Origin of the sequence: Ketobacter alkanivorans, assembly GCF_002863865.1 — a bacterium.
Lineage (GTDB): Bacteria > Pseudomonadota > Gammaproteobacteria > Pseudomonadales > Ketobacteraceae > Ketobacter > Ketobacter alkanivorans.
Genome location: NZ_CP022684.1, coordinates 3552913 through 3579758 on the forward strand (window position 1 = coordinate 3552913; position 26846 = coordinate 3579758).

Genomic DNA, 26846 nt, shown 5'->3' on the forward strand with positions numbered 1-26846 from the left:
TGCGCAGACAGCGGGAGCAACATTATGGATAAATTGATCAATTTCCAACAGGAAGGCGCTGTGCTGACCATCCAATGGGATGATGGCAAGGCGAACGCTGTATCGCCGCAACTGCTGGTGGAGCTGAATGCGGCATTGGATCAAGCAGAGCGGGATCAGTTGATTGTGATTTTGGCAGGGCGACCTGGGCGCTTTTCTGCTGGTTTTGATTTGCAGGTAATGGGGCAGGGTGATGCCGCCATGGCGCAGCTGGTTGTCGGTGGGGCGAAGCTGGCCTTGCGCTTGTTGAACTTTCCTACTCCGGTGATCATGGCGTGTACCGGTCACGGTTTGGCCATGGGTGGGTTGCTGTTGTTGTCAGCGGATTATCGTATTGGTGTATCCGGTGATTATAAAATCGGATTGAACGAAGTCGCTATTGGTATGACCATGCCCTGGTTTGGAGTAGAACTGGCGCGGGGCCGATTGGCACCAGCACATTTTAATCGGGCGGTGAACAACGCAGAGATCTATTCATCAGAAGGTGCGGTGGCTGCGGGCTTTCTTGATCGCGTGTGCGATGCTCAGGATCTTATGGCCGAAGCAATGGCCGTTGCCACTGGATTCGAAAAGCTCAAGATGCGGGCCCACCACGCAACCAAACTCCGAACCCGTCAGCAATTGTTAGAGGCGGTGAGTCGAGGCGTTGAATTGGATTTCGGTAAAGGAGTTCTGCAATCCTAGTTGCAGGCAGCTTCAAGAAACTGCCCATAAGCCTTATGCACTAGATCGGGTGCTTCCCACTGCGGATAGTGGCCAATGTCAGCCAGTGAAATGATCATTAGCGGGCTGCCAACGGCTTCCTTATAGCGGGCAACCATATGCGCACCAGACACCGGATCTGCCGCTCCGTTGATTAGCCCGGTAGGAATCCTGTTTTGGGTAAGCGCACCTACCCAGCGCGCTCTGTGTTGGCGTCGTTGTTTCATGTAGTCGATCAGTTTGTGCAGTGTGCGGCGGCCGTTGTTGAAGTTTATCACCTCCCAATACCCTTCTATGAGTTCCTCATCCGGTTGGCTGTTTGGCCCGAACACTCTGCGCATGGATTTGTGGATGGATGCCTTGCCCATGTGGCGGGTTATAAAAGGCCCCAGCGGGCTGGCCAACAGCTTTTGAATTGGGCGCGCGTGGTGGGTTTCTGGGAAAAGGCCACCGTTCAACAGGCAAAGAGATAGCCATTGCGGGGATGCCAGCTCGTTTTGCCGCGCCAGTAGTTCCTGGGCGACGGTGTCACCATAGTCGTGAGCAAGTACGTGGAACTGCTCCAGGTGCAGGGTCTTGACCAGAGCTTCCACGATGTCGGCCTGCTCATCAATACGATAATGATAGGGGTAGGGCTTATCAGAAAAGCCAAAACCCAGCAGATCCAACGTTATCAGGCGGAAGTTGTTCACCAGCATGGGCCAGAGTGACTCCCAATCCCAGCTGGATGTGGGGTAGCCATGTAGCATCAGAATACAGGGCAAATGGGACTGATCGCTGTGGGCACCGCTATCGACAACAAATATAGAGTGGCCCTGCAGGCGTACAGTAGACCCCAAGGCTTTCCATTGGCGGGGAGTGTAGTTCATCGCAAGCCCTTATTGTTTTCTTGCCAGTTAACATGGCAATGCGCAGGCTTGTCAACCTGCGCTGGATAGCTTGTGTTTTTGAAGAGGATCAGTTTTTACTGGAGCGCCTGGATTCGATGCGAGTGACGAATTCCTGCATGATTTGGTCGTAAAGCTGGCCTTCCAGGAATTTGTCCTCAACGCCGCTTTCGAGGCTTGGGTTATCGTTCACCTCGATAACAACGGCACGATCTCCAGATTGTTTGATGTCCACACCGTACAGGCTGTTGCCAATCAGGCGGGTAGCCTTCAGGGCGGCATCCAGCACCGGCTTGGGTGCCTCGTAGGTGGGCATAGTGTCAAAACCACCACTGGTGAAGCGGGAATTCTTGCTCGCGTGGTTGTAAATTTGCCAGTGATCCTTAGCCATATAATAACGGCATGCGTACAACGGCTTGTTGTTGATCACGCCAATGCGCCAATCAAAATCGGTGTACATGAACTCCTGAGCCAGCACCAGAGCTGATTTTTGGAACAGCTTCTGGATCTTGGTTTCGAATTCTTCCGGTGTGCTGACCTTAAATACCCCTTGGGAGAACGCGCCATCGGGAATCTTCAGAACAATGGGAAAACCGATGTCGAGCATGGCCTTCTCAAGAGCAGGTTTATCCTGTTTACTCAGAATGTAAGTCTTGGGTGATGGCACCTTGTTCACATTAAACAGGTCAGTCAGATAGACCTTGTTGCAGCAGCGCAGAATCGATGTGGAATCGTCCATCACCACCATGCCTTCTGATTCGGCCTTTTTAGCGAAGCGGAAAGTGTGGTGGTCAATGGAGGTGGTTTCGCGAATAAACAGCGCATCGTATTCTGCCAGGCGCACATAATCCTTGCGGTCGATGATATCGACATCCACTCCCAGTTTGTTTCCAGCTTTAATAAAACGCTTAATGGCTGTTGCGTCGCTGGGTGGAAGCTTTTCATCTTTGTTTGTCAGTATCGCTAAATCGTAGCGATACTGTTTGCGCAATTTCGGGGTGCGCCAAATCTTATGACTGAAGCGATCCAGTCCATTGGCAAACTCAGTCTGCTGCTCATCGGTTTTCAGGTTGTGCGGCGACAAGGCTTGCAGCTCGCTGATTTGCCAGCGCCCCTGAAAGCGCAAACTGACTTCCAGTATAGGGCAGGGAAATTTCTCGAACAGATCCTTAGCCAAAGGCTTAAACTCTGCCTGAGAGGTGGAGCCAAAATAGGTGATGAACTTCAGATCCTGCTCGCTGTGGGTTTTTTGCATTTCCTTACTGCTGAGCTGCTGAATATCGTCCAGGTGCAAAGTGTACAGAGACTTCTGGTTGAGATCATTTATGACTCGCAGAGAAGGCAGGACGTGATGGTCCCTGGCTTCGCTCAACAACGAGCAATAGTAGCCTTTGGAAAGATATTTATAGCTGCGGCACAGATTGATCACGCGGGTACGGGTCTTTTTCTTACCATCCTGACGGCTTAGGTATTCATCAAAGGTAATGACGTCCTCGGCCGGAAAATAGGGTGCCCAGTCTTTGATAGAGTCAACGACTACTAGAAGTTCTGACATGTGTTCCTTATGGGTATGTGCGGTTAGAAGGCGGCTATCGACCACGAACACTGACAGATGCAGGAGGCAAGCCATGTCTGCAATACTGGATAGAACTGCTCTGAAATTCAAGTATCTCTGGAACTATATTTACAGTGGCGGCTGGTAAAAAAACAAGCACAGCGTTAGGCTTGATCAAATGAAAATCATAGAGGCAAATTGATGCTGTCGCCCCTGCTATCTCCCCGAGAATTATCTGTATTTTCAACATCCTACCAAAATGCGGATGACGCGTTCGTGGCGTCAGTAGCAGCCTTGGGGGGAAGCGTTGGAGCCACCGAGCTGCCCTATGACGGCGTTGGTCCTGCGGGTGAGAGCATGGCTACCCGGAAAGTCTGGATCGGCGATCCCGATGCTGCGCGGGTGTTGGTGCTGCTTTCGGCAGTGCACGGTGTGGAAGGGTTTTGTGGTTCCGCTATTCAACAGGATTTGCTGCAGCGTCTTGCCTCGGGGCAGGTGCGAGTGCCTAAGGGCTTGGCGGTGCTTGTTGTGCATGCCGTCAATCCTTGGGGCTTTGCCTGGTGTCGGCGGGTGGACGAGCAAGGCATTGACGTGAATCGCAACTTTATCGATTTTAGCCTCCCTTTGCCGATTAACGCTGGGTATCGCGAATTGGCGCATGCGTTGGTGCCGGGATCTTCTGGCTCAGGATCAGGGGCTGAAGTAGGGTCAGGGATGTTGCAGGCCGGTGATGAGCGTTTGACCGCCTATCTACAGCAACATGGTCAGTATGGTTACGAACTTGCAGTCAGCGGCGGCCAATATGAGTTTGCGGACGGCCTGTTCTATGGGGGTACAGCTAAGTGCCAGGCGCGCTTGAATCTGGAGGCCATAATACAAGAACTGGACTGTCCGAATCGAGATGTAGCCGTGGTGGATTTGCACACAGGGTTGGGGCCTTATGGCCATGGTGAGCTGATCTGTGATCATGCCTTGGAGAGCGAGGGTTTGGCGACAGCCAAGCGCTGGTATGGAGACGCTGTCACGATCCCGGAAGGGGGTGATTCATGCTCGGTGCCGAAAACCGGGCTGGTGGATTATGCCTTTCATGCGGCAATGGGTGCCCGCAGTTGTTATGTGACATTGGAATTTGGCACATACCCTATCGCTGAGTTGTTGCGTTGTTTGCGGGAGGATCATCTGATTCGTAAGCAGGGACAGCAACCTTTTACCCATTCAGATGCGGAGCGGGTTCGCTTGCAATTGTTGAAGCAGTTTTATCCGGCTGAGCCACAATGGCAGACAATGGTACTGCTGCGAGGGCGCCAGGTAATTCAAATGGCCAGTAAGGGCTTGTTGAATGACTAAACCAGCCGTTCTATATCGTAAAGCAACGTTGCAGGATCTTGATGCCTTGGTGCAGTTGGAGCAGCGCTGTTTTGATTCTGACCGTATGAGCAGGCGCAGCTTCAAGCATCAGTTGCACCACGACCACAACCTCTTGCTGGTGGCCGAACAGCAGCAACAGGTTATAGCGTATGTGTTGGTATTTCTGCGGCAGGGAACCAGTCTGGCGCGTCTATATTCTATTGCCGTATCGCCGGATGCCCATGGCATGGGGGTAGGGCTCGGGCTTCTTGTCGAGGCAGAGGAAGTGTCCGCAGAGCAGGGTCGTATGTTCATGCGTTTAGAAGTGCGCAAAGATAATGAACCCGCCATTCGATTGTATGAGCGGATGGGGTATCGTCAGTTTGGCCTGTATACTGACTACTATGAAGATCACGCCGATGCCTTGCGTTTTCAAAAGCGTATTATTCCGCATGAGCGGGTAGAAGAGCACAGAGCAGAGCCAAGTGAGCGGGTTGCTTATTATGCCCAAACTACGGATTTTACCTGTGGCGCGGCATCGCTGCTGATGGCAATGAAGGATCTGCGGGAAGATACCGTATGCGATCAGCGCAATGAACTGCAGATCTGGCGGGAAGCCACCACAATATTCATGACTTCCGGTCATGGCGGGTGCGGCCCCCACGGGCTTGCGTATGCAGCCAGCATCCGGGGGTTTGAGGTTGAGGTATTCGTCAGCCACACCGGCCCACTTTTTACCGAGGGGGTTCGTAATGAAAGCAAGAAGCAAGTGCTTGAAATGGTGCATGAAGATTTCAACGAGAAACTGAAAGAACGCAATGTTCCGGTTCATCGCGAGATTCTGCCACTGACGCGTTTACAGCAGATGCTGGACAGTAATGCCATGCCGCTGGTGTTGATCAGCACCTATCGTTTTGATCGCAAAAAGGCACCCCACTGGGTGTTGCTGGTAGATATGGATGAGGACTTTGTCTATATTAATGACCCTGATATAGACGAAAATGAGCAGAGTTCGCAGTTGGATAAGCACTATTTGCCGATTCCTCGCGCCAGTTTTGAGATGATGTTGCACTTTGGTCAAAATCGCCTGCGTTGCGCAGTGGTGGTAACTGCAAGCCGAAACCTATAATTTAAGTCATATAACAATAACCCAGGGCAAAGCGGTTGAATTTTTCTTTTCCGATCATCGATCCTCATATTCATCAGTGGGATCTGCTCAATACGCCACGCATATTGACCTGGCCCAAGCGCTTGTTGGGGTGGAACCGGCGAATATATGAGGCGGCCATCCATCTTGGGGCCAGTGAGGCTGACAAGCGTTACATTGGACGCCCCGAATTTGTTGCCCATAACTACTTGCCCGGCGATTACCGCAAGGATGCTGAGGGCTTGCCCGTAAGCCATATCGTTCATGTGGAGGCAGAATGGCGTGATCGGTCGGGCATGGGTGCAGTGGGCGAGACTCGCTGGTTGGCTGGTTTGTTCGAGCATAGCGTTATTCAGCTGGGCGGTGTCGTCGGTTATGTGCAATTACAACGTTCAGATGCGGCCCAAGTGATTGCCGCCCACAAACAGGCCAGTGAGCGTTTTTGCGGAGTCCGCCAGATGCTGGCCTTTGATCAGGATGAAGGCATTATGCGTTTTTGTCCTCGGCCTTATCTCTCGAAGGATGAAAGCTGGCGACGGGGCTTGTCGTTGCTGGAGCAGAATCAACTGAGCTTTGATGCCTGGCTTTTCCATCACCAGTTGGATGAACTTGTCGCACTGGCCAAATCCTATCCTGGAATTACCTTCGTACTTGATCACATGGGAACGCCGATTGGTGTCGGGGGACAGTTTTCATCTTATGGTCGCACAGCTGAGGCACGTCATGTCATTCTGAAAACCTGGGAAATGCACATGCTGGCGTTAGCCGAGCTGCCGAATGTGGTGGTAAAGCTTTCCGGGATGTTTATGCCTGTGGTGGGTTGGGGGTTTGAGCATCGGGATGTGCCGCCGAGTCAGCAGGAGCTATTGGAAAAAGCCGGGCCGCTGTTCGAATTTGTGCTTAAGTACTTTGGGGTGGATCGCTGTATGTTTGCTTCAAACTTCCCCATGGATAAGGTATCTCTCACGTTGCGGCAACTTTACGAGTTTTACAGCTCGTTGGCGGAGAGTTACCCCGAAGAAAGCAGAAAAAAATTGTTTCATGATAATGCTGCCCGTGTTTATCGAGTTGGAGTGTCGGTGTGAGCCTGGAAGTTAAAAATGCCTGTGTGCTGCTGGTGGAAGATCATCGTGATTTGGCAGAAACCACATTGGATTTCTTGAGCGGAGTCGGGTTTGAGACTGACTATGCCGGAGATGGCATCAGCGCCTTACAGCTGGCGTGTTCTAATCGCTATGACGCTATTATTCTGGATGTGATGCTGCCTGGGCTGGATGGGTTTGAGGTGTGTCAGCGGTTACGACACGAGCAAGGGAGTGATATTCCCATTTTAATGTTGACTGCACGGGATCAGTTACAGGATAAATTGGACGGATTTCGTGTTGGTGCCGATGATTATCTGGTGAAACCCTTTGATATGCCAGAGTTGGCTGCACGATTGGTGGCCATGATTCGGCGTCAGCGGGGCGAGTTGGCTGCAAACAAGCTGCAGGTGTCCGATCTTGTTTTGGATATGGGCACGTTTGAAGTAAGCCGAGCGAATCAGCCGATCCAGCTTTCACCCACTGCTTTTAGAATTCTAAAAATACTGATGCGGGAATCGCCACGCCTGGTGATGCGCGAGGCGCTGGAGCAGGAGCTGTGGGGTGATGCATTGCCAGATAGTGATGCGTTGCGCAGTCATTTATACAAATTACGCCAGGCTATCGATAAGCCGTTTACAACGCCGCTATTGCAGACCATTCCCGGTCAAGGCTTCAAGATCGCACCTTTACGTTAAAACGGGTGCCGCCTCCTGGCGTGCTTTCTACTGAAATTTTCCATCGTAGCTCCTTGCTGATTTTCTGCACGATGGCCAAACCCAGGCCAAAGCCCTTTTCTTTCCTCTGGTCGATACGAAAAAACGGGTCGAAGATACGCGCCAGCTGTTCAGGTTCCATGCCTATGCCGGTGTCCACTACACTAAAACCATCAGCTTCAATCACCATGTCCACACGGCCGCTGTCGGTGTAGGTGAGGGCATTTTTCAATAAGTTGTCCACTAGTATGCGAATCAGTTTGTGGGAGCCATTCAGTGACAGAAAGCTATTGTGGACAACATTGAGGCTTACGCCTTCTTTGGGGCAGGTTTCATTGAGTTGCTCCACCAGCATTTCTGCCAGGTCATTCAGTAGCAGTGCTTCGTGAGATGCCTCCTGACTGGATTCACGGGCCAGTTCCAACAAAGCTTCCAGCAGGGATTCCATATCGTTAACGGTGTTGTATATACGCGTGGCCTGGCGATCAGCACGTTCATTCAAAGGCTCCTGTCTTAGATTGGCCACGGAACCTTTGATAACGCTGAGCGGGGTGCGTAACTCATGACTGGCGTAGCGGGTGAAATTACGTTCCCGATTCACAAAGTCGTCCATGCGGGTAATAAAGGAATCTATCGCATCCACCAACACGAAGGTTTCTTCATCGGCGGCACTTTTGATGTCTGATAGGTCTGGTTTGCTCTCCCCGATTTCATTCAAGTCCAGAGTCTCAACTCTTTGCGCCAGTTTCATTATGGGGGAAAAGGCCCGCTTGGCTTGGGTATAGGTGATATACGCAAGCCCGTAGAGGACAAGCAACACCAATGCCAGAGGCATAATTCCGAAGAAGAAGGAAAGACGACTCACCTGCTTTTCATTGAAAACAAGATACAACGTGCGATCGCTGAATTTGGAGACATGCACAATGGGCCGGGTGTCGTTAAAGTCAACGCGAGACATGCCTTCTGGTAGCCCGATTAGCCAACTGGGCAGGTGTTGGGTATTGCCTCCTTCTGCAAGGTAGCCTTGTAGGTTCAATGTATCTGGGGCCGTTGCGCTCTCATCATTGCCAAATCGTTGCCAGAAGTAGTCGGCTTCGCCCTCCAGGGCCTGATTCACCAGAAACTCCTCGGTTATCAATGCCGCTGCCAACACTCCGATAATGGTCAATGTGCTGATAAGCAGAATCTGGGCGAAAAAAATCTTAAGCAGCTTTTTGCTTATACCGGTACGCTTCAAAGGGCTATCCAGGTGGTTATCGATGCTATCAGAATAAATCATAGAGCTATGTTAGAGCCAGCCCCGTGAGCGGGATGTGAACATTGCTTTGCTCTTTTGGTGGATTGAGCGGTCAAGTCATGAATTGTGAAATGGGTTATTATGGGGGCCGTATATGCCCACCATATTATCAGTCTAGTTATTGTAATTATTGAGGAAAAACATGTCATATCAACCGGAAACCATGTCCCTGGCGGATGCGATCGAGCAGCGTCGTTCTGTTCGAGGCTACTTGGATAAAGAAGTGCCGCAGGACACACTGGAATCAATATTCACTTTGGCCCAACGGGCTCCTTCTAATTGCAATATTCAGCCGTGGAAGGTCTATGTGGCATCAGGCCAGTTGAAAAACAGCATCCGCGCCAAGATGGTTGAGCAGGTCATGCAGGGTGTGCCTTTTAATTCGGATTATGATTACCCGGATACCTTTGCAGGCGAGTATCGTAAGCGGCAAGTGGATTGTGCGGTTGAACTGTACGGCAATATGGGCATTGAGCGCGGAGATAAAGAAGGCCGTATGCGAGCGCATCTGCGTAATTTCGAGATGTTCGACGCGCCCCATGTGGTTTTTGTTGGTATGGATAAAGTGTTTGGAGCTTCAGTCGCTATTGATGTCGGCATGTACATGCAGACACTGATGCTGTCTATGACTGCTCATGGAGTGGCCTGCTGTCCTCAGGGCACAATGCGCTACTATCCCGATATTGTGCGGGAAGCGTTCGATATTGGTGATGATATCAATATTCTGCTGGGGATCAGCTTTGGCTTTGAGGATGCATCGATTCCTGCGAACAAAACCTGGATCGATCGTGAGCCAATTGATCAGTCAGTGCAATTTCGTCGCTAGTACGTGGCATTTAGTAAATCAGCCTTATTAATGCCGAGGTGTTAAGGGGAGCGCCAGACCTTTATAATAGCGCTCCCCCGATGAGAGAGGTTGCCATGCCAGTTTCTGACTTTATAGCCCACCAGATTGATCGTCCAACGCCGGATCAGTCCGCACAGGTGAACTTTCGTGATGACAGTATAGTGGTGGATGATAACGCCAGTCAGTTGTTAAACGAAATCAAGCAGGCATTCAGCACCAAAACCTCAAAGCGGTACGGTCAATTTAATCCAGACTTGGGAGCAAACCCGGTGCCTGCCTGGTTGCGTGATTTTCTCAAGCAGCAAATGCCATTTTCAACCCTGAGTAAAAAGCTCACGGAGCATTTTGTCGTGATGCTCGAGCAGATGGAGGCCAGTTTTCAGGGGCACCTGTTATTCTGGCAGGAAAACAACGCCGATGCCGAATGGCTGTATGTGGCGCATTTGCAGCATCAGACAGGTTTGGTGATCAATAGTCATCTTGAAATATCTGAAACCGTTTACGCTGATTTATCCCATGTGGGCTTTTGCGCGCGTGTTAATCTTACTCACTGGTCTGATTCCATTTCTGAGAAATATCTGACGATTTCAAAAAATCGCGGAGATCGAGCCTTATTGGATTTATTCAATCAGTGGATTGGGTTTGCCGATACGGTGAACACCACAGCCGATACCAGTGAGTTTTTAAACATAGTGGAAGCCTATGCTGAGCAGCTGCCGGAAGAAGAAAGCAAGACGTATCGGGAGAAGGTGGTGGATTACTGTATGGATCAGGATAAGCAGGGAGAGCCTGTTTTATACAAAGAATTATCTTACTATCTGGATGAGGCAGAACCAGAACGGTTTGATCAGTTTGTGCGAGAGAAGCAAGAGCAGCCTCGGGAGGAATTGATTCCTGATAAAGCGCAATTGCGTAAGTATGTACGCTTCAGCGGCCGCAGTAAGGAGATGAGCATGCAATTTGCCTCCTCTCTGCTGGGTGAAGAAGTAGTGTATGACGCGGAAAATGAACGTCTGATCATCAATCGAATACCTAAATCCCTACTAAGCCAACTCAAAAAACACCGCCACAGTTGAATTGTGGCGGCTTGTCCCCAAGGTCAGGTTCGATCGTAAGTTAACGTTAATCCATCATTTGAGACTTCCAGCGGAACGGAATCAACAGCTGTTTCCAGTAGTTGTTCATCGGGTAGCGATCCTCTTTGTGGATTCCCAGCTCAGCAGGGCTATCATCTGGACGGTAGTATCGAGTACCGAATATCACGTCGTAAATGATCAGCACTGCACCATAATTATGGTTCGCTTCATCGATGCGCTTGGAGTGATGCCAGCGATGCAGTTCGTTTGTATTAAAAATATAATTGAGCCAGCCATAACGCAGCTTGATATTGCAGTGCTGAATCGAGCCCCCGATGGCCAGCAGAACACCGTTCAGTATTAATGCCTCCTCGCTTGCACCGATCAAATAGCAGGGCACTACGCCCAGCAGGAATGTGCACAGGTGATAAAGAGGGTGAATGCGAAAGCCATTCAACAAATGCATGCGCTTGACGCTGTGATGAACGGAATGTAATGGCCACCAGCGGGGATGCTCATGACTCAGACGATGGAACCAGTATTTCGCGAATTCAACAATTAACAGCACAACAATGGTTTCTGCCCATAACGGCATAGAGTCTGGAATCAGGCGGTAGCCCTGAGGTAGATTTAGCGCTAAAAATGCGTACAAGGCGATTAAAGGGCCAACTTTTTTTAAAATGCCTTCCAGTAACACTGCCACCAACAGAATCGAAGTGAAATCAGGTGCAAGATCGCCTTGGCTTAAGTTCCATTTTGGATTTAATGGGTGAAGCCGTTCAAACAGCATGGTAACTAACAGCACCGACAATGAAATAACGAATGAAGCCAGTTCAACGTGTTGCCCTGTGTGTAGAAACCAGGACATGCTTATGATGGCAGTGGTTGCTAATACCGGAAAGTACAGATACTCCAAAGCCAGAATTTTGAAACTACCCATGGGGTTGAGACTCCTTAAATGTTTGTTCTGAAGATGATCGATCAAAAAGAATGAGCAGGGCAGGAATAAAGAGTAGATCTATCAGCAATGCGATGGCGATGGTGATGGTGGTCAGAATGGATGTGTTGGCAGTGATGTTCATGGCCGAGAAGCCGAGCATTGCAAAGCCTGCGATTAGAATAATTGAAGTAACCAAAATAGCAGGGCCGACTCGTGAGAATGCAAACTGTACCGCCTGAGGTGCCGGGAACGATAAGACCTGTCGGGCATGCCGATATTTGCTTAGAAAATGGATGGTGTCATCCACGACGATACCGAACGCTATGCCCAGAGTGACCGTAAGCCCAACGTCGATATTGCCATTAATGATGCCCCATGCTGCGAACGCCAGTGCCACTGGGAGTACGTTGCAAATAACACTGATCAGGCCGAGCGTAACGGATCTGAACAACCACGTGAGCACGAACCCCATCACAAACAGTGAGCCGACTAATCCAGCCAGAATTCCCTGCATACTGCGTTCGCCGATGTGGGCAAACATGAGAGGCGCACTGGCAGAAGTGATGGCTAATGTGGGATCGACTTCATGGCTGAGCCACTGTCGTGCACGCTCATCCAGATCGATATGATAATCCCCGGCAGTATTGTTCATGGTGACCCGAACTCGGGAAGCATGCCGGTCTGCGGCGATCATTGTGCCCAGATCAGCACCAAAAGGCAGTGACATCTCATAAAGAAGAAGTAGCTGAGCGGAAGCGTCAGATTCGATGGGTAGAGTATAAAAGTCAGGGTTGTCATCGTTCCAGGACTGATTCAATCGCTTGATTATATCGGCAATGGAATCCACATGAACCACGTTGGGCTGTTGTGATATCCACTGGCTGAATCGATCCAGGAGATTCAGGTAGTCTGGATCTGTAACTGTCAGCCCTTGATGGGTGGGAATGGAATAATTCAAGGCACCAAGGCCGGTGATGTGATTGTTCACAAACTCCATATGCTGTCGCATGATCTGTGTAGAGCCGAAATACTTAACCGGGTCGTCGTTGATGCGGTTCAGGGGTAGGCACATAAGTCCGGCAATGATGACAATAGAACCAATAAGGGTAATGCTGCGATGATGCGCTACTATCCAATTGCTCCATCCTGCTAGGGGTGTTCTGGTTGTATCTGAAGGTGGCTTAAAACCACCTTTTACACTGTGCGGAATCAACATTATCAAAGCAGGTAGCAGCAACATCGAGTAGAGCCATGCCGCCAACACGCCAGCGCAAACGATATAACCCAAGGCCTGATAAGGTGGTGAATCATTGAAATGTAATGTAAGAAAGCCGGCTGCGGTAAATGCCGAGGTCAGCATGACCGGGCGTGTATTCTGCCGTAGGCTTTCGGTTAGCGCCTGTTGCTTGGTTTGATCTTGCTGCGTAAAAAAGCGATATCGCGATAAAATGTGTACGCTATCGGCAATAGCCAGAATCAGTATCATAATTGGCGCTACGGTAACCGCGGCATTAATTTTCATGCCGGTCCAGCCTAAGATGCCCATTCCGGTCGCTATTGAACATAGTGCAATAATCAGAGTAATAATGACAAAGCTCAGGCTGCGAAAGATTACGCCAAGAAGCACAAGAATAACGATAAAAAATGCCGGCCAAACGAAGGCTTGATCGCCCTGTGTAGATTCGGGGAAGGCCTGGTCTACGATGACCTGTCCAGAAAGATATGTTTTAAACTGCGGGTGATCCTGTTCAAATTGCGCCACCATGTTACGAACAAAATAGACGACTTCTGGTGTTTCCGCCGCACGATCGACACCGGGTAATTGGATCAGAATGCGCATGCCGCCGACTTTGCCATCTAGCGATATCAGTGCGTTCACTGTAGCTGGCTCATTGAGTGCAAATTGTCGGCGAAGCCGTAATTGGCTAGCGTCTAGATTGGCAGCACTGCTGTACAGGTCATCTACAATAAATTCATCTTCGCTGGCCTGTGTGTATGGGAAGTTGGTTAAGGAGTCGACCCTTAGTGAGTAAGGGGTCATCCAGGCCATAGCTGTTAGGGTCTCCAGTGATCTGAGGTTCGTGTCTGTAAACAGATCGCTGCCATCCACGCTTTCGATTGCAACGAAGATAAACTCCTCAGAACCATAAGTTGATTGGAGCTTGGTATAGGCAGCTAACTGAGGATTGTCATCGCTGAAGAAGAAACGAAAGTCGATTGTATTGTGATAACGTGTTATGCCCAGGCCGCATATAAGAGTGAGCAGCAGGCAAGCTGACAAAGTTAGCCATGGATGAGTAATTGGGTATCTAGTCCAGCCAGAATTGTTGTTCATACCGTTTCCTAGAAATGCCCAAAGGAATGCTGATTCCACGTGAGACCGTGAATTAGATTAAGAGAATAGAAGCAAACAATATAAGGCACCGAAAATTTTCTCGGGTTGAAGCGCTGGGATCGGTTGGTGACGAATAGTCGGAGGCTGAGCACGATAAAAATCAAGTTGATCAGAGGTAGCCACCCGGTAAAGGCAGCAAAGCCAGTCAGGTTCCATGGTTTGAACAGAAGAAGAATGCCAGCGACAGCCCCAGCCCCGAACAGTGACGCAACCAACAGAGCTTGCTTGCAACCTATTTCGCCTGAGTAGAGCTTTTCCTCAGGGTCGCTTAGATGTTCCCACATGCTTTTGCGGATGATCTCAAAATGCAGGAATGCGAGTACGTAACAACCGATGGTGAGTAGCATGCCTGTAGAGATTGTTGTGTGTTGCGAATGCTGAGTTTGTAGAAGCGTATAGAAGCTTAGAGCGATACTGACCGGATAAGTGATGATAAGATTGAAGAACAGGCTTTTGTCCATCAAAGGCATTGTTTTTTCCAGCCACATCAATAGCAGGCCGTAACCTACATTGACAGCGATGAACAACGATAGAGGTAAGGCGATGAAGCTGTTGGCGGTGGCGACTATCAATGTTCCAAAAAGAACATAGGAGCGAATGTCGGTAACGCTTACAACGCCTGAAACCAGGGGGCGATCTGGATTGTATTGTTGGTCGTATTCAAGATCCTTAACCTCATCAATTGCACGTAACACAAAGAGCACGCCAAACAAGGTCAGTATGGAGCCTACGGTGGATAGGCTCCAATGCCAGACAGCCGCTGTGCTCAGTAGTACAAATAGTCCTTGAAGGGATAAAAACCAAAGACCAGCAAACAGTAGGTGCTGTTTTGGTTCATAAATGATGTCTGAAAATCGTGACAAGCGTTGCCAATAGTTTAGGTTCATGCTGCGGCACCGCTGTCATTGCTAATGCTGTTTTCCGGCAACAAAGTAACAACGCCGGAGGAGCCATCTATTTCAATCAGCGCCCCGTCGGGGATGACCCTTGTTGCATCCGGGAGAGCGACGATAGTGGGTATTCCGAACTTGCGTCCGGTGATGGCGGTGTGAGACAGCATGCTGCCTCGCTCTACCACCATGCCTTTTGATGCCAACATCAAGAACAACCAGCCGGGATCGGTTTCCCTGGCTATTAATATCATGTTGTCCTCAAGGGTATCGATGGTATTTGGATCATGTACTACACAGGCAATGCCGCGGACTTTTCCTGCGCTTGACCCTAGCCCCACTAAAGCTCCACTACTCATGGTTGTGGTGTCTGCCCGGCAGATGTCGTTGTCACGAATAGCGCCCTGAGTTGTTATTTGCTCAGCTGGTTCTACGAGGCTAAATTGCTCTAGTTCACTGCGTCGTAGATCAGCCAGAGCTTGCAGGTTTTCAGTGACACCTGTTCCGTTAATATATCCAAAAACCTCATCCTGAGTTAGATGATATATATCGCTGGGCTCTCGTAATGCGCCGCGTTGAACTAAGTACTCTGCCAGGGCTTTAAAGATTTGCTTGCTGAAGCCAAATAGTTCGCTGCGGCAGTAGCGGGAATTTTCGCGATGGCGTATCAGTTTACGCAAACGAGGCAGAATAATGTTGTTGAGCAGCTTTAGCTTCCAGGGCGAATCTGTAAGCAGCTCTGCCAGCTTTTCGTCGGCGTTGGCGCGGACCCTTAGTTCATGCTCACGATAGCTCTGGACTGTAATATCTTGGGTTGCGTACTGGCGGATCATCTTCATCAAGACCCAAGGAGTATCGCGCAGGCTGGGTTGTTCGAGTTTAAGCTCCTGTAGGCCGCGATCGCCAAAAAGGTGCAGGTGTTTGCGAACCGCTTGAGTGAAAGCCGCTTGAAGTTGGTCTGACTCGAGCATTTTCCATAAGCTATGCTCGTCTTCTGTCGTAAAGGTTTGGTTTAGTGATTCGTCGTTACGAACCTTCTCTGCCAAGTCGACGGCAGATAGAATGATCTCTACGCTGAGTAGTTGTTCATCGCCGCATAGCAGGTCTGAGAGCAGGCCAGGGTTTGCATCATTCAGTCGCCATTTGCTGAACAGGGCTTCTGTCCATCCATAGATTGGAATCAAATAGGCATCGGTTGTGAGGGTGACTCCCCAATTGCGTCCCACATCAGTCCACACATCGTAGAATAGGTTCACAAGGCTGAGTGGATCCTCACCGCTGAAGGATTTTCCCCTCATGGGTGAGATCTTGTGCTCCCACCAACTATGATAATTGTACATTGCGCGATCGTGACCCAAATAGTCCTTCAGGGTAAGGGTCAGAGCTTTACCAAATCGAAGCCAGCCAACCAATTTTCTTACAGTTGCCTTTAGTGATGGCTCTTCATGGGTGTGGAACGAGGATCGTAGCCCGATCATGTTTTCCCAATGGGAGGCAAAAAGAGGGAACAAGGGGCTTTGTTTATGTAAAAGGTAGAAATGGGATAGACAATAGTAAATGCGTCCGTTCAGATAGCCGATCATATTATCCAGTGGCTGGAAGTTATTCCAGATTTCATCGTTGTTGACGCTAAGACGTTGATAGAGATCCCGAAAGATAACCCGGTAGAAATATTTAGCATGAGTAAAGGTGAGTGTGCTGCTGATGCCTGGGTAGCTCTCCGTAACATTGGTGTTACTCCAAACCAACTGCCTATTAAAATCAAGCGCAATGGGGCGAGTCTGTAATAGATGAAATTTACCGTCGTTTGTGAATGTGCCTTCAATATCCTGTGGCAGACCGTATAAAGATTCAACCTTCTTGCCAATGGCTACCAAAGTGGTAATTTCGTTATCGTTCAGACATGGAGTGTTATGCAGTTCAGGCGCAACGCTGGCTTCTTTCAATCCATATCCTGTCGCCTCATCGAATACCAGCTGGGTGCGTTTTTCGGCAATGCTAGGCGTGATGTGGCCGGACTTTCCGTTAATGAAATAATGGTCGACGGCTACCCTTTCTTGCACGACGCCTTCACCGATGCCATGGCCTGCGATAATGATCGTGTCACTGGCTGCGGTTTTAGGATCAGCAGTGAACATGACGAATGAGCGCGTGCCCAGCACCATTTCCTGAATGCCTACAGCAACGCTGAATCCCATTACGTCCATTCCCTGGGTGTGACGATATATCAATGACTCCTGTGAGAAGCCTGATGCCCAGCAGTGTTTGACCCGCTGTAATATTTGGTCGCGGCGTACGTAAAGAAAGGATTCGCTCATGCCCGCAAAAGGATTCGACACGGAATCCTCACTTTCTTCAAGTTTGTGGCCAACGGTGGAGGCGCGTACCGACACCAGCGTATCCATGCTAAACAGCACATCAAAACTGTTTAGGATGATGTTTTGATGCTTAGAACTTAACTGAACGTTAGCAATCATGTTCTGAACTTGTTCAGACACACGCAGAATGCTTTTGTGGTTGTCAAAATCTATTGATCCAAGTAGTGCCTTAAGCTGCCCATGGAGTGGGACAGTCACCTCATCATAGAAGCATTTTGTGAGGCAGGTGAATCGAGGTACTGGCAGGCCTGCATCGAGTAGGTCTGCCTGCTTGGAGAATTTTCCACCCACCATGTGTTCGGCCGGTTTTTGATGGTAGTCGATGGTCAGTTGCATGGTGAATCCTTGATGTTTTGTACTAAATCTCGAAAATATTGATGGCTGTCGCGACTAAGTAGATCCGTTTGAAGTCTTGCGGACGTTTGGCTGACATCGCCGTAGTGATCTAATCCGATGAGCTGTAGCTGGGTAGCTAATGATTGGAATTTTTCGAAGGGTAGATAACCCAATAGTTTGGCTGCAATGGCAGGGTGGCACAGCGTGTATTTTGATTGCAGCCCACCGCTAAACTCTAATAAGGTTTGATATATGGTCGAGAATGATAAAGGCTGATCATAACCAATGTTGAGGGCCATTTGCTCGGCGTGGTTTGAGCAGTCGATGTATGTCGATAGCTGGAGTATGAGGTTAGCGTAATCATTGACATCAATGACCGAAAATTTCTGGCTGCCATTGCCAATACGCAACCCTTTGGATGCGAGGCGCTGCAATGCCGGAAGCACAAAGGCATCGCCTTGACCCAGAATGAATCTCGGGCGCAGGCAATAAGCAGAGATACCTAGTTCCTTCGCCTTCTGTAGAACCAGAGTTTCGGCCTGAGCGCGTGAGCATGCCAGCGGAGTTTCTGGTGACTGTGTGGCATTGGCTGATACATCGCTTTGCTTGCCTTGGCCTAAAACGGACAGAGAGCTATGGTAGATTATACCGCGAGTATGAGTGTTGCAGTGTGCGAGCAGATTCGCAGTGCCCCTGACGTTTACATGCTCGTATCCTGTTCCATCCTTGTCTGTATTTTTGCCTGCCACGTGAATCAGAATGTGGGGGCTGCGAGGGAATAAGTCGGGGTGTATCTGTTCTAGGCTACCGCAAACCCTGACTATGTTGGCGCTCTTTAATATGCTTGCTTGGCTGCGCGCTTGCGCGCGCACCGAAATTTCAGGATGCGATGATGCCTCTTGCAGTAACGTTCCACCAACAAACCCATTGGCGCCCACTACGACGAGGGTCAAGGTTTTATTTGCTGTGGGCATTACCAGATACCTGGAATTAGCCGCTTGTGGCTTTCAGCGTAGTTTGCATAACCTGGTAGCTCCAACAGTGCCACCTCCTCTACCTTGATGCGTTGAACAATTGCAGGAAGAAGCACCAAAGCCAAAGCCAGAAATGCGTAGATGTTAAAGAATACCAGTACAAAGCCAAAATGAGATACCAGCATTCCAGTGTAGGCGGGGTGGCGTACCCACTGATAAGGGCCTGTGTCTATAACAGTGTGTTCGTCGATTAGGCGTACTCTGTGGGAGTAGAATTTGCCTAAAGTGTCAATGGCATTGAGTCGAAACGCAATTCCACCTGCGAACAGCGCCAGGCCGATTAACATGGTTACTGAAAATTGCTGCCACTGGGTTGTAAGTATGATGGCGCTGAACACTGTCAAAAATCGGCCAAATACATAAAGCTCACATGTGCCTCTATCCTTTTGGGTTTCGCCTTTACTTTGTTCTGTCACGGAGACGTTTGCTTCGGAGATCAGCCAGACTATGTAGCCCAGTCCGGCTACCATGCCTATTGCCCACATGGTTCCGTTCCAGTGCTGAAGTTTAAGTGTAGCGAAATGAGTAAAAAGTACGATGGCGCTTAGCATGGTATACAGCGGTACTTGGTTTCTAAAATTGTTCATTTTCTATAGCCTTTGAATTAACGTGATCGTTGATTTTGATATGTTTCATCGTGGGTGATCTGGGCTGTTATCTGACTAATAACAACGGTTCTTCCTGCCTGCACCCATAAAACGGAAATGGTTTGAAACGCGTCTTTTTCGACGAGGCCTGGTTGAGGGGTGAGGATCATTCTGACATCCTGATTAAAGTCGATGGTGTCATTGAACGTCAGCGCGATGTCTATAAGATTTACATGCGTTCCTATTTCGACCCCAAACTGGTCATGGGAAAGATAGGTTAGAAACTGTCGAGTTGCTTCCAACACATATATTGGATTCAAGCAACCGTATCCAAGCGTTGTATGGTACAGGTAGTGGCCTGGCTCTGGCATCTGAGGCTGACATTCCCAGCGGGTTTCGCTATGAACCGGTAGTTGGATAAGAACGTTTGACTCCAGTTGTTTATGTAATATCTCCAGGCCAGAAGACAGTATCTGTCTACTGGTAGGTAGTGCCATGACAGGCTTGCTGCGGGCATAGTCTAATTGCATGGCATAGGTGCCAATGCGCTGCTGCGCCTGGATGATGTGGCACTCAAGCTTAATGCTGTGAGTGTTTCCATCTGTGCATATGAGTTCGTACTGAAGCGGTGTGTCTTTCTCTGCGAAACGATCGAAAAGCAGGGAGCATTGGCCAACGCTGCGGCTTAGTATCGGGTTGAACGGATCGAACTCCAGTGTTGATCGACAGATTAGTTCCCATGCTCCGGCCATTATCAGGATGCCGGGTATATGATCCAGTTCATGGTCAAAAAAGTAGGGGTGATCCTCATCCAGTTTTAAGGTGGCTGTTGGATGATTGCTTTCATTCAACTCTGGCTTGCCAGCCAAAACTGAGTGGGCCAAACCACCTCGCTCTATAGAATCGCATAGGAATCGGTTGCTGATGGTGCCGCTGCTTCTTATCTGTCGACGCAGAAACGATGCAAGAGTTTCGACATTGCCTGATTTAAATAGGCTTATATGGTCACCCGGTATGGTTTGGCTGTGCATTCTGCGCGATGAAGCGCTAGCCCAATCCTGTGCTGTGGCCATGGGTATGGCATTTGATTGAACGCATTCCGATTGAAAATGCTTTAACTCGTAAGATGCCGTTGGGACAGCAATATGCAAGGTTTGTTCGTACAACAATCGAAGTTGAATTCGATATTGAGCGAGCTGATCACTGTTCATCGTCGCCAGGTTTTGGGTGATCTTGTTGATACAGCGTTGCAGTTCCTCCTGGCTAAAGTTTGTGCCGCAGATGCGGGGGGCGTCGATTAGGCTTACAAACCTGACCTCCTCGCCTTTCTGCGCAAGGTGGTTGGCCACGAGAATAGACAGGGTAGCGCCCAGCGACCAACCTGCCAGCATGTAGGGGCCGTGAGGTTGCTCTTCTTGAATGTCTGATACGAGCTGCTGTATGACGTGTTCCAGTTGCGCGGGTTGTTGATCTTCAGACGTGAGATTGGGCAACATTACGTAAAAAGGAATGTCATCCCCGAAGGCGTTGGCCATATCCAGATATTGCAGTGCACCATCATCACCTGCATGAATGAAAAACAGAGGCAACACACCCGGGAGCCCTTCCCGCAGTACTGCGCAGGTTCCTCGCATGGCTGTGGCGGCGGATTTGACCAGCTCGGCATCACCTAGCTTGGCCGCTAGCAGTGTGGTGAAATTTTCAACAGATCGAGCCTTGTGAATTTCGCCTACAGGTATATCAATGCTCAGTTCGTTTTTAAGTCGTGACAGCGTGGAAATAACAGTGATGGAGTCGACGCCAAGTTCAGCCAGTGAGCTGCTCATGTCGATGTCCATTGCCTGCCCTCCAAGGTTGGCTGCAAGGCTGTCGGCGATTATGCTAGCGATGATATCGATTCTCTCTTCCATGCCCACCGATCGAACCTTCTCCGCCAGCGTTAACCGGATTCGGATTCGCGACTTGAGCTGAATGCCGTCGATGCGCATAGTCATATGGCCAGCCTCATCAAAGACAAACAAATCCATTTCGGTATGCTCTGCTTCTTCTGACCAGGAAGAGACGTGTCGCATAAAGACGTGACCTCTCTCCGGTAGAGGCTCATTCCACACAATGCTGCGCACACAGTAAGGCGTAAACTCTACACCTGGGCGTATTTCTTCATTGCTGCGCAACGATTCACAGAAGAACCCGATTATTTGATAAAGGCCCTGTATGGCTTCTGGCTTAATCCATAGTCGAGTGGATCGGCTAGATTGCAGCCCCGAAAAGTCCACTTCGCAAAGGAGGCTGTTATCCAAAAGCTGCGTTGCGGTTACCACGTTCTTATCATTCGAGCAATATTGAGTCCGCGCTCGCCTGTTGGCGTCAAAAAAGTTGGCCATGTCGGATGCTTGGTTGGCAGCGGGTGCTGTGGTATTGATTTCTGTCAGCGTTTGAAGGCGTGAGTTGAACTTGGATGATATGCTGGCCGAACACAGCAATACCCACTGATCACTATTAAGGTCATCGGGCTGAGGTTGAGTATAGAACTGGATACGTAATTCGTTACTGGCGCGCCGTTCTGCAATGGTATGGATGCTTTGTTGTTGCCCTTGTACGGTGCTCATTCTTTGATGCAGTTCAAGATCCAGAATGTGTAGTTTTCGGGTTTGCAGCGCTTCATGCCCAATCTCAATCGCCATCTCCAGAAAGTGATTAAGATGGTAGTGGATGGTATTGCTTTGTTTGAAGGTGCCAGCCCAACTGTTTGTTTCCACGCCTGGATAGGTAATAAAGTGCAGCTCACCATTTTTTAGATAAGGTGAATGCTGTTGCTGACCAAGAAGCGGATGGACTGCGTTGTTATTGCTATGGCTGGTAGGTTCGCAGGCTTTCGATAGCGTACCGGTAAGCCAATAGTATTTGCGCTGAAACGGATACAGGGGCAGGTCAGCCTTTGGCGAATTTGCTGCATCCATTAGGTTCGCCCAATTTATATTGATGCCAGAGGTATAGCACTGTGCGACAGCGTCGAGCAGAGATTCCTGCTCGTGATCAGGATCCTGCACTAGCGGAATGATACGTACGCTGTCACGGCCTAAGCCTCTTTTTGCAATAGCACTTAGGGTTGGCTTGGGGCCCACTTCTATGAATATTGCCTGCTTTTCACCGGCGACGTTTTGCAGGCCGCCTTGGAAGTTGACGGTGGCTACTACATGTTTGCACCAATAGTCTATGGTGGTCATCTCCATCCCGGCTGACGCAGCGGTGACATTAGAGACCACATTATATTTTGGCGGGTTTAGCTGTATTGTCTTCAGTACGTTTCTGAAATCGTCAAGTATGGGCTCCATTAACGGCGAATGAAATCCGTGCGAAACCTTTAGCTTACGGGTTTCGATATCCCGTTCTTCAAATAGGAGGGCCAAGCCATCCAGGCTTTGTTCGCATCCCGATAGCACTACTTGGCCGTGCCCATTTAGAGCCCCTATTGATACCAGTGGATACGGGTCGAGAAGGGCAACTACATCCTCCTTGTGGGCGAACACCGCCATCATGCCACCTTTGGTTGGTAGCTCCTGCATCAACGATCCGCGTATGCAGGCAATACGAATTCCGTCCTGCAGTGAAAATACGCCAGCAATTGTCGCTGCGACAATTTCGCCCAGGCTGTGCCCAATTAATGAGTCAGGCTGTATGCCTGCCCGAACCAATATTTTTGCAAGAGCGTACTCATAGCAGAATAGTATCGGCTGAGTGTAGTCGGTTCGGTCTATGAGTTTGGAATTCTGTTGGTTGTCCTTGTCTAGAATGAATGACTTTAGATTAATGTCGGAAAGTGTAAGCAGAATTGCGTGACACTGTTCGATAGCATCGCGAAATGCGTGCTGTGTGTGGTAAAGCTCATGCCCCATTCCCAGGTGCTGTGAACCTTGTCCGGTAAACATCCAGATGATCTTTGCGCGCTGGGTTGAGGTTCTTCTACGGCTGGAGAAGATATTGCTTTTCGGTTTGGCCCAATTGATAGAATTTAGATCTTCACGGAGCCCTGCCACGCTATCGCACTTAATAACCAAGCGCTCATCAAAGTGGGTTCGTGAGCAGTTTTGGCTGGCCACTAGCGTATTGAAATCCATATCAGTATTAGATAGGAATTTCTGATACTGTCTTATGTTGGTTTGCAGAGCGCTTCGATCTTTTGCCGACAGGCAGAATAGGGTGTTTGCGTTATTCTGGATCGATGGGTGTTCGTCCTGATCAAGTCTTGGTGGTTCCTCCAGTATTACATGTGCATTGGTTCCGCCGAAGCCAAAAGAGCTGACGCCAGCTCTTCTTTTATTGCCGTCGGATAATTGCCATGGGGTATTGTCGTTTACTACCTCTATCGAATTGTTTTGCCAGTCAAATTGCCTGTTTGGCGTATCTAGGTGTAGATTGCGAGGTAACAGTTTTTGCTGAATGCAGAGAGCAGTTTTTATCACACCGGCAATACCAGATGCCGACTCCAGGTGACCAATATTGGTTTTAACCGATCCTATCATTAGATTGTCATGGCGCTTTTGCCCATAGGCTTGAGCTAATGCATGCAGTTCAACAGGGTCACCCAGCGCGGTGCCGGTACCGTGACTTTCTACATATTGAATATCATTTGCGGTGAGGCTTGCGCGTTGCAGTGCATCGCGTATGGTTTTTATCTGTGCTGGCCCGTTAGGTGCGGTTATGCCGTTAGAACGTCCATCCTGAGTGATGGCGGAACCCTTAACGACCGCGATAATGTTATCCCGATCTTGTTGTGCCTTCTCCAGGTTCTTAAGAATCAGGACGCCGCAGCCTTCAGACCGCACATAGCCATCGGCGCTGTCATCAAATGCCTTACAGCGACCGTCGGCCGCCATCATTCCACTTTTTGAGAAAGTTATGCTCAGCTCTGGTGAGAGAATTAAGTTCACTGCAGCGGTAATCGCAAGCTCACACTCGCCATTTTTCAGGCTTTGACAGGCCTGGTGTAGTGCAACGAGGGACGATGAACAGGCTGTATCTACAGCGACACTGGGGCCACGCCAATCGTAAAAGTAAGACAGGCGGTTGGCGGCGATTGAGGTGGCGTTGCCTGTGCCTGCGTATGGGTCTGTGCAGGCGCCTAATTTGCTGCAGTGGCGATCGTAATCTACATTGGATATGCCCACGAATACACCCACATTACCCCCAGCTGTGGATTCAGGGGGGATGCCTGCGTGTTCAAAAGCATGCCAACTTGTTTCGAGCAGAATGCGTTGTTGCGGATCCAATAAAGTGGCTTCGTTATCTTTTATTCCAAAGAATGCCGCGTCGAAGTCCTTCTCGCGATGTAGATAGCCGCCCCAGCGTGTCGACATTTTTCCTGGTGCAAGGATATCAGGATCATAATATTCCTTATTGTCCCAGCGCGAACTGGGCGTTTCCACGATGGCGTCTTGACCCTCTACAAGCAGTTGCCAAAATTCCTCGGGTGAATTGGCGTGGCCGGGAAAGCGGCAGCCAATGCCAATGATGGCTACATCGCCCTTGAATGAGGGCTTCGCGTTTTCAGTGATCACCTCGCGAATGTCGTCGTTGAGGTATTTGGCCAGCTTGGAGATGCTGGGATAGTCGAAGAACAGGTTGGTCGGGATGCTTCGACCCAGTCGTTCTTCTATAGTGCCGGTTAAACCCACTAATGTCTTTGAGTCCAGCCCGAAGTCTGAAAAGCTCGCCTGGGGATTCAGGCTGTCGGGGTTAATGCCCAGCGCTTCTGCTATTGCTTCCAGTATGATTGTTTCGTAATGGGAATATGAGTGTGAAGGTGAAGAACCTGAATCAGGTTGGTTGCAGGCACTATGAAGCTGAAGGAAGTCTTTGGGTGAATGCTCAGATATTGTTTTCAGCTTGCTCTGGCTGTGCAATTGAGCCATTGCAGTACGGCGTATTTTCCCGCTGGATGTTTTCAGAAGGCTACCTTGCTCAATCAGAATCACTGCTTCCAGCGCCAATTGATGTTGCTCGTTGACGTTCCGTAGAGCTGTTTGTACCAAATGTGTGATTTCGTCAGGTGAGAGTTCGGTGTGATCAGACAGTTCCTGGACGGCAAAGACCGCTTCATCATCATTGCTGAACACGGCACCGCAACCTACACGAAATATAGGGCTTACGGCCTGTATTGTTTCTTCAATGTCTTGGGGGTAGAGGTTGCGGCCATCGACTATCATCATTTCTTTAAGCCGTCCGGTAATGAATAGCGATTCACCCTGTAAAAATCCAAGATCCCCAGTACGAAGGAACGGCCCTTCCTTCGAGCTGTCAATGAAAGCGTTGAACGTTGCTTCTGTTGCTTCCGGATTTTTCCAGTAACCGCTCGATACGCTGGCACCCTGAATCCAGATTTCACCCACTTCGTTATCGGCACAGAGGTTCAGGGTATCTGGATTAACGATTCTTAGGGTCTGATCGATAACTTCACCGCTGCTCACCAGTATTTTTCCCGCAGAATGATCAGCTGCGGGTGTAGCCTTGCCCTTGGACAGGCTGTCCAAGTCTGCTTTCAGCGTAACGATTGGGGTATTGTATGGATGATGAGTTACCAGCAGTGATGATTCAGCCAAACCATACAGTGGCGTGAACGCCTGTCGGTTAAAACCACAGGGGGCGAACTTCTTGGAGAATTTGTCGAGAGTGCTCATGCGGATGGGTTCTGCGCCGTTGTATGCTATGGCCCAACTGCTCAGATCCAGTTCTGCAAGTTTCTCGTCAGCAATTTTTTTAGTACAGAGTTCATAGGCAAAGTTGGGGCCTCCACTGATGGTGGCGCGATAGTCGGAAATGGCTTTTAACCAACGGTAGGGCTGTTTTAAATAGGTGATGGGTGACATCAACGTTGAGCTTATGCCATTGAACAGCACGCCTAAAATATTGCCGATCAGCCCCATGTCGTGGTATTGCGGCAGCCAACATACTGCCACGCTATCAACATCAATTTGGAGCGCTTCTTTAATCAGGCATTCGTTGTGATACAGGTTGCCATGGGTCAGCATTACGCCCTTCGGATTACCCGTTGAGCCTGACGTATATTGCAGAAAGGCGACCGTGTCCTGCGTTGCACCGCAGCATAGATACTCGTTTTTGTCATGATCCAAGGTATCTGTTGCTATGACGTTCAGGCCTGCCAATGGTGGCGTCATTGCGATTCCGGCCTGAGAGAGTTGTGCTAAGTTCTGTGTGGTACATATATGTTGTGCGTCGCTGTTTATGACAATTTTAACGAAGCGAGGCCAATCTTTTGGCGACGTTGGCGGATAAACCGGTACAGCAATAAGGCCAGCCTGGACGCAGCCCAGGAATGCGACGATGAATTCCAGTCCAGGCTGGTAGGTTAAAATAACTCTGTCGCCTGGCTGCGCTGTTGTTAGCAATGCAGCGGCTATTGCTTGTGAGCGCTGCAGTAGCTCAGCATAGGTGATGGAGTGAAGCGCAAGTGGGTCCTCCTCAAGAAAGGTGAATGCCACTTTCTCTGGGTGCAGGTCGGCCCAGTGCTCTATCCAGGCACCGATATTATTAAATTGTGAAAGCGAATTCCGCGTTTTCATTGTTCAATCAG

Annotated in this window: 17 protein-coding genes; 7 read left to right on the forward strand and 10 right to left on the reverse strand. The window is 49.6% G+C overall.

The genetic code is table 11. From position 1 onward, the window contains the following. The first annotated feature begins 24 nt into the window (after positions 1–24). Entirely contained in the window at positions 25–723 is a 699-nt protein-coding gene (locus Kalk_RS15200; RefSeq protein WP_101896347.1) for a crotonase/enoyl-CoA hydratase family protein, read from the forward strand. On the opposite strand, the gene Kalk_RS15205 is transcribed toward Kalk_RS15200, so the two are convergent. Then, positions 720–1610, reverse strand: coding sequence for an alpha/beta fold hydrolase (locus tag Kalk_RS15205; protein WP_101895057.1), 891 nt, complete (start codon positions 1608–1610; stop codon positions 720–722). The genes Kalk_RS15200 and Kalk_RS15205 overlap by 4 nt on opposite strands. Before the next feature lie 88 nt (positions 1611–1698). Then, positions 1699–3183, reverse strand: a complete 1485-nt coding sequence (locus Kalk_RS15210) for a RimK family protein (protein WP_101895058.1) — start codon at positions 3181–3183, stop codon at positions 1699–1701. A 201-nt stretch (positions 3184–3384) separates the two neighbouring features. On the opposite strand from Kalk_RS15210, the gene Kalk_RS15215 reads away from it, so the two are divergent. Genes Kalk_RS15215 through Kalk_RS15230 form a run of 4 tightly spaced genes read left to right on the forward strand, consistent with a single transcriptional unit; the run spans position 3385 to position 7457 of the window. Beyond that, a complete protein-coding gene (locus Kalk_RS15215; protein WP_101895059.1) occupies positions 3385–4530 on the forward strand; it encodes a DUF2817 domain-containing protein in 1146 nt (381 codons plus the stop codon). Further along, positions 4523–5659: a ribosomal protein S18-alanine N-acetyltransferase gene (gene rimI / locus Kalk_RS15220; RefSeq protein ID WP_101895060.1), complete on the forward strand. Its 1137-nt coding sequence runs from the start codon at positions 4523–4525 to the stop codon at positions 5657–5659. Before Kalk_RS15215 ends, rimI begins: the two co-directional genes overlap by 8 nt. Before the next feature lie 35 nt (positions 5660–5694). Continuing rightward, positions 5695–6762 carry an amidohydrolase family protein gene (locus tag Kalk_RS15225; RefSeq protein WP_101895061.1) on the forward strand — a complete coding sequence of 356 codons (1068 nt, stop codon included), beginning with the start codon at positions 5695–5697 and terminating at the stop codon, positions 6760–6762. Further along, positions 6759–7457, forward strand: a complete 699-nt coding sequence (locus Kalk_RS15230) for a response regulator transcription factor (protein WP_324772260.1) — start codon at positions 6759–6761, stop codon at positions 7455–7457. Before Kalk_RS15225 ends, Kalk_RS15230 begins: the two co-directional genes overlap by 4 nt. Here Kalk_RS15230 and Kalk_RS15235 read toward each other — a convergent pair. Next, positions 7435–8754 (reverse strand): sensor histidine kinase, encoded by a 1320-nt coding sequence (locus Kalk_RS15235; protein WP_101895062.1) that lies wholly within the window; start codon positions 8752–8754, stop codon positions 7435–7437. The two genes, Kalk_RS15230 and Kalk_RS15235, sit on opposite strands and share 23 nt — an antisense overlap. Before the next feature lie 160 nt (positions 8755–8914). Between Kalk_RS15235 and Kalk_RS15240 the strand changes: the two genes are divergently transcribed. After that, on the forward strand, positions 8915–9598 hold the full coding sequence (locus Kalk_RS15240; RefSeq protein ID WP_199767929.1) for a nitroreductase: 684 nt from the start codon (positions 8915–8917) through the stop codon (positions 9596–9598). A gap of 95 nt (positions 9599–9693) precedes the next feature. Then, the gene (locus Kalk_RS15245; protein WP_158643520.1) at positions 9694–10695 is read left to right on the forward strand and encodes a nucleoid-associated protein; all 1002 of its coding nucleotides are present in this window, start codon (positions 9694–9696) and stop codon (positions 10693–10695) included. A 46-nt stretch (positions 10696–10741) separates the two neighbouring features. Here Kalk_RS15245 and Kalk_RS15250 read toward each other — a convergent pair whose 3' ends face one another. The 7 genes from Kalk_RS15250 to Kalk_RS15280 are packed head-to-tail and all read right to left on the reverse strand — an operon-like array spanning position 10742 to position 26835. Then, a complete protein-coding gene (locus Kalk_RS15250; protein WP_101895064.1) occupies positions 10742–11635 on the reverse strand; it encodes a sterol desaturase family protein in 894 nt (297 codons plus the stop codon). Then, the gene (locus Kalk_RS15255) at positions 11628–13970 is read right to left on the reverse strand and encodes an efflux RND transporter permease subunit (protein ID WP_101895065.1); all 2343 of its coding nucleotides are present in this window, start codon (positions 13968–13970) and stop codon (positions 11628–11630) included. The genes Kalk_RS15250 and Kalk_RS15255 overlap by 8 nt, the downstream gene beginning before the upstream one ends. An 8-nt stretch (positions 13971–13978) precedes the next feature. After that, positions 13979–14917 carry a UbiA prenyltransferase family protein gene (locus Kalk_RS15260; RefSeq protein ID WP_101895066.1) on the reverse strand — a complete coding sequence of 313 codons (939 nt, stop codon included), beginning with the start codon at positions 14915–14917 and terminating at the stop codon, positions 13979–13981. Next, on the reverse strand, positions 14914–17634 hold the full coding sequence (locus Kalk_RS15265) for a PEP/pyruvate-binding domain-containing protein (RefSeq protein ID WP_101895067.1): 2721 nt from the start codon (positions 17632–17634) through the stop codon (positions 14914–14916). The genes Kalk_RS15260 and Kalk_RS15265 overlap by 4 nt, the downstream gene beginning before the upstream one ends. Then, positions 17625–18608, reverse strand: a complete 984-nt coding sequence (locus Kalk_RS15270) for an NAD-dependent epimerase/dehydratase family protein (RefSeq protein WP_101895068.1) — start codon at positions 18606–18608, stop codon at positions 17625–17627. Before Kalk_RS15270 ends, Kalk_RS15265 begins: the two co-directional genes overlap by 10 nt. Continuing rightward, a complete protein-coding gene (locus Kalk_RS15275; protein ID WP_101895069.1) occupies positions 18608–19255 on the reverse strand; it encodes a methyltransferase family protein in 648 nt (215 codons plus the stop codon). The genes Kalk_RS15270 and Kalk_RS15275 overlap by 1 nt, the downstream gene beginning before the upstream one ends. 17 nt (positions 19256–19272) lie before the next feature. Continuing rightward, positions 19273–26835 (reverse strand): type I polyketide synthase, encoded by a 7563-nt coding sequence (locus Kalk_RS15280; RefSeq protein WP_101895070.1) that lies wholly within the window; start codon positions 26833–26835, stop codon positions 19273–19275. Positions 26836–26846: the final 11 nt, after the last annotated feature.

What these genes read in the sequence shown, in the direction of transcription:
- Kalk_RS15260 (WP_101895066.1), bottom strand. Translation starts at nt 14,917, where the DNA reads ATGAACCTAAACTATTGGCAACGCTTGTCACGATTTTCAGACATCATT.
- Kalk_RS15275 (WP_101895069.1), bottom strand. Translation starts at nt 19,255, where the DNA reads ATGAACAATTTTAGAAACCAAGTACCGCTGTATACCATGCTAAGCGCC.
- Kalk_RS15210 (WP_101895058.1), bottom strand. Translation starts at nt 3,183, where the DNA reads ATGTCAGAACTTCTAGTAGTCGTTGACTCTATCAAAGACTGGGCACCC.
- Kalk_RS15270 (WP_101895068.1), bottom strand. Translation starts at nt 18,608, where the DNA reads ATGCCCACAGCAAATAAAACCTTGACCCTCGTCGTAGTGGGCGCCAAT.
- Kalk_RS15245 (WP_158643520.1), top strand. Translation starts at nt 9,694, where the DNA reads ATGCCAGTTTCTGACTTTATAGCCCACCAGATTGATCGTCCAACGCCG.
- Kalk_RS15215 (WP_101895059.1), top strand. Translation starts at nt 3,385, where the DNA reads ATGCTGTCGCCCCTGCTATCTCCCCGAGAATTATCTGTATTTTCAACA.
- Kalk_RS15240 (WP_199767929.1), top strand. Translation starts at nt 8,915, where the DNA reads ATGTCATATCAACCGGAAACCATGTCCCTGGCGGATGCGATCGAGCAG.
- Kalk_RS15250 (WP_101895064.1), bottom strand. Translation starts at nt 11,635, where the DNA reads ATGGGTAGTTTCAAAATTCTGGCTTTGGAGTATCTGTACTTTCCGGTA.
- Kalk_RS15205 (WP_101895057.1), bottom strand. Translation starts at nt 1,610, where the DNA reads ATGAACTACACTCCCCGCCAATGGAAAGCCTTGGGGTCTACTGTACGC.
- Kalk_RS15255 (WP_101895065.1), bottom strand. Translation starts at nt 13,970, where the DNA reads ATGAACAACAATTCTGGCTGGACTAGATACCCAATTACTCATCCATGG.
- Kalk_RS15200 (WP_101896347.1), top strand. Translation starts at nt 25, where the DNA reads ATGGATAAATTGATCAATTTCCAACAGGAAGGCGCTGTGCTGACCATC.
- Kalk_RS15235 (WP_101895062.1), bottom strand. Translation starts at nt 8,754, where the DNA reads ATGATTTATTCTGATAGCATCGATAACCACCTGGATAGCCCTTTGAAG.
- Kalk_RS15265 (WP_101895067.1), bottom strand. Translation starts at nt 17,634, where the DNA reads ATGCAACTGACCATCGACTACCATCAAAAACCGGCCGAACACATGGTG.
- rimI (WP_101895060.1), top strand. Translation starts at nt 4,523, where the DNA reads ATGACTAAACCAGCCGTTCTATATCGTAAAGCAACGTTGCAGGATCTT.
- Kalk_RS15280 (WP_101895070.1), bottom strand. Translation starts at nt 26,835, where the DNA reads ATGAAAACGCGGAATTCGCTTTCACAATTTAATAATATCGGTGCCTGG.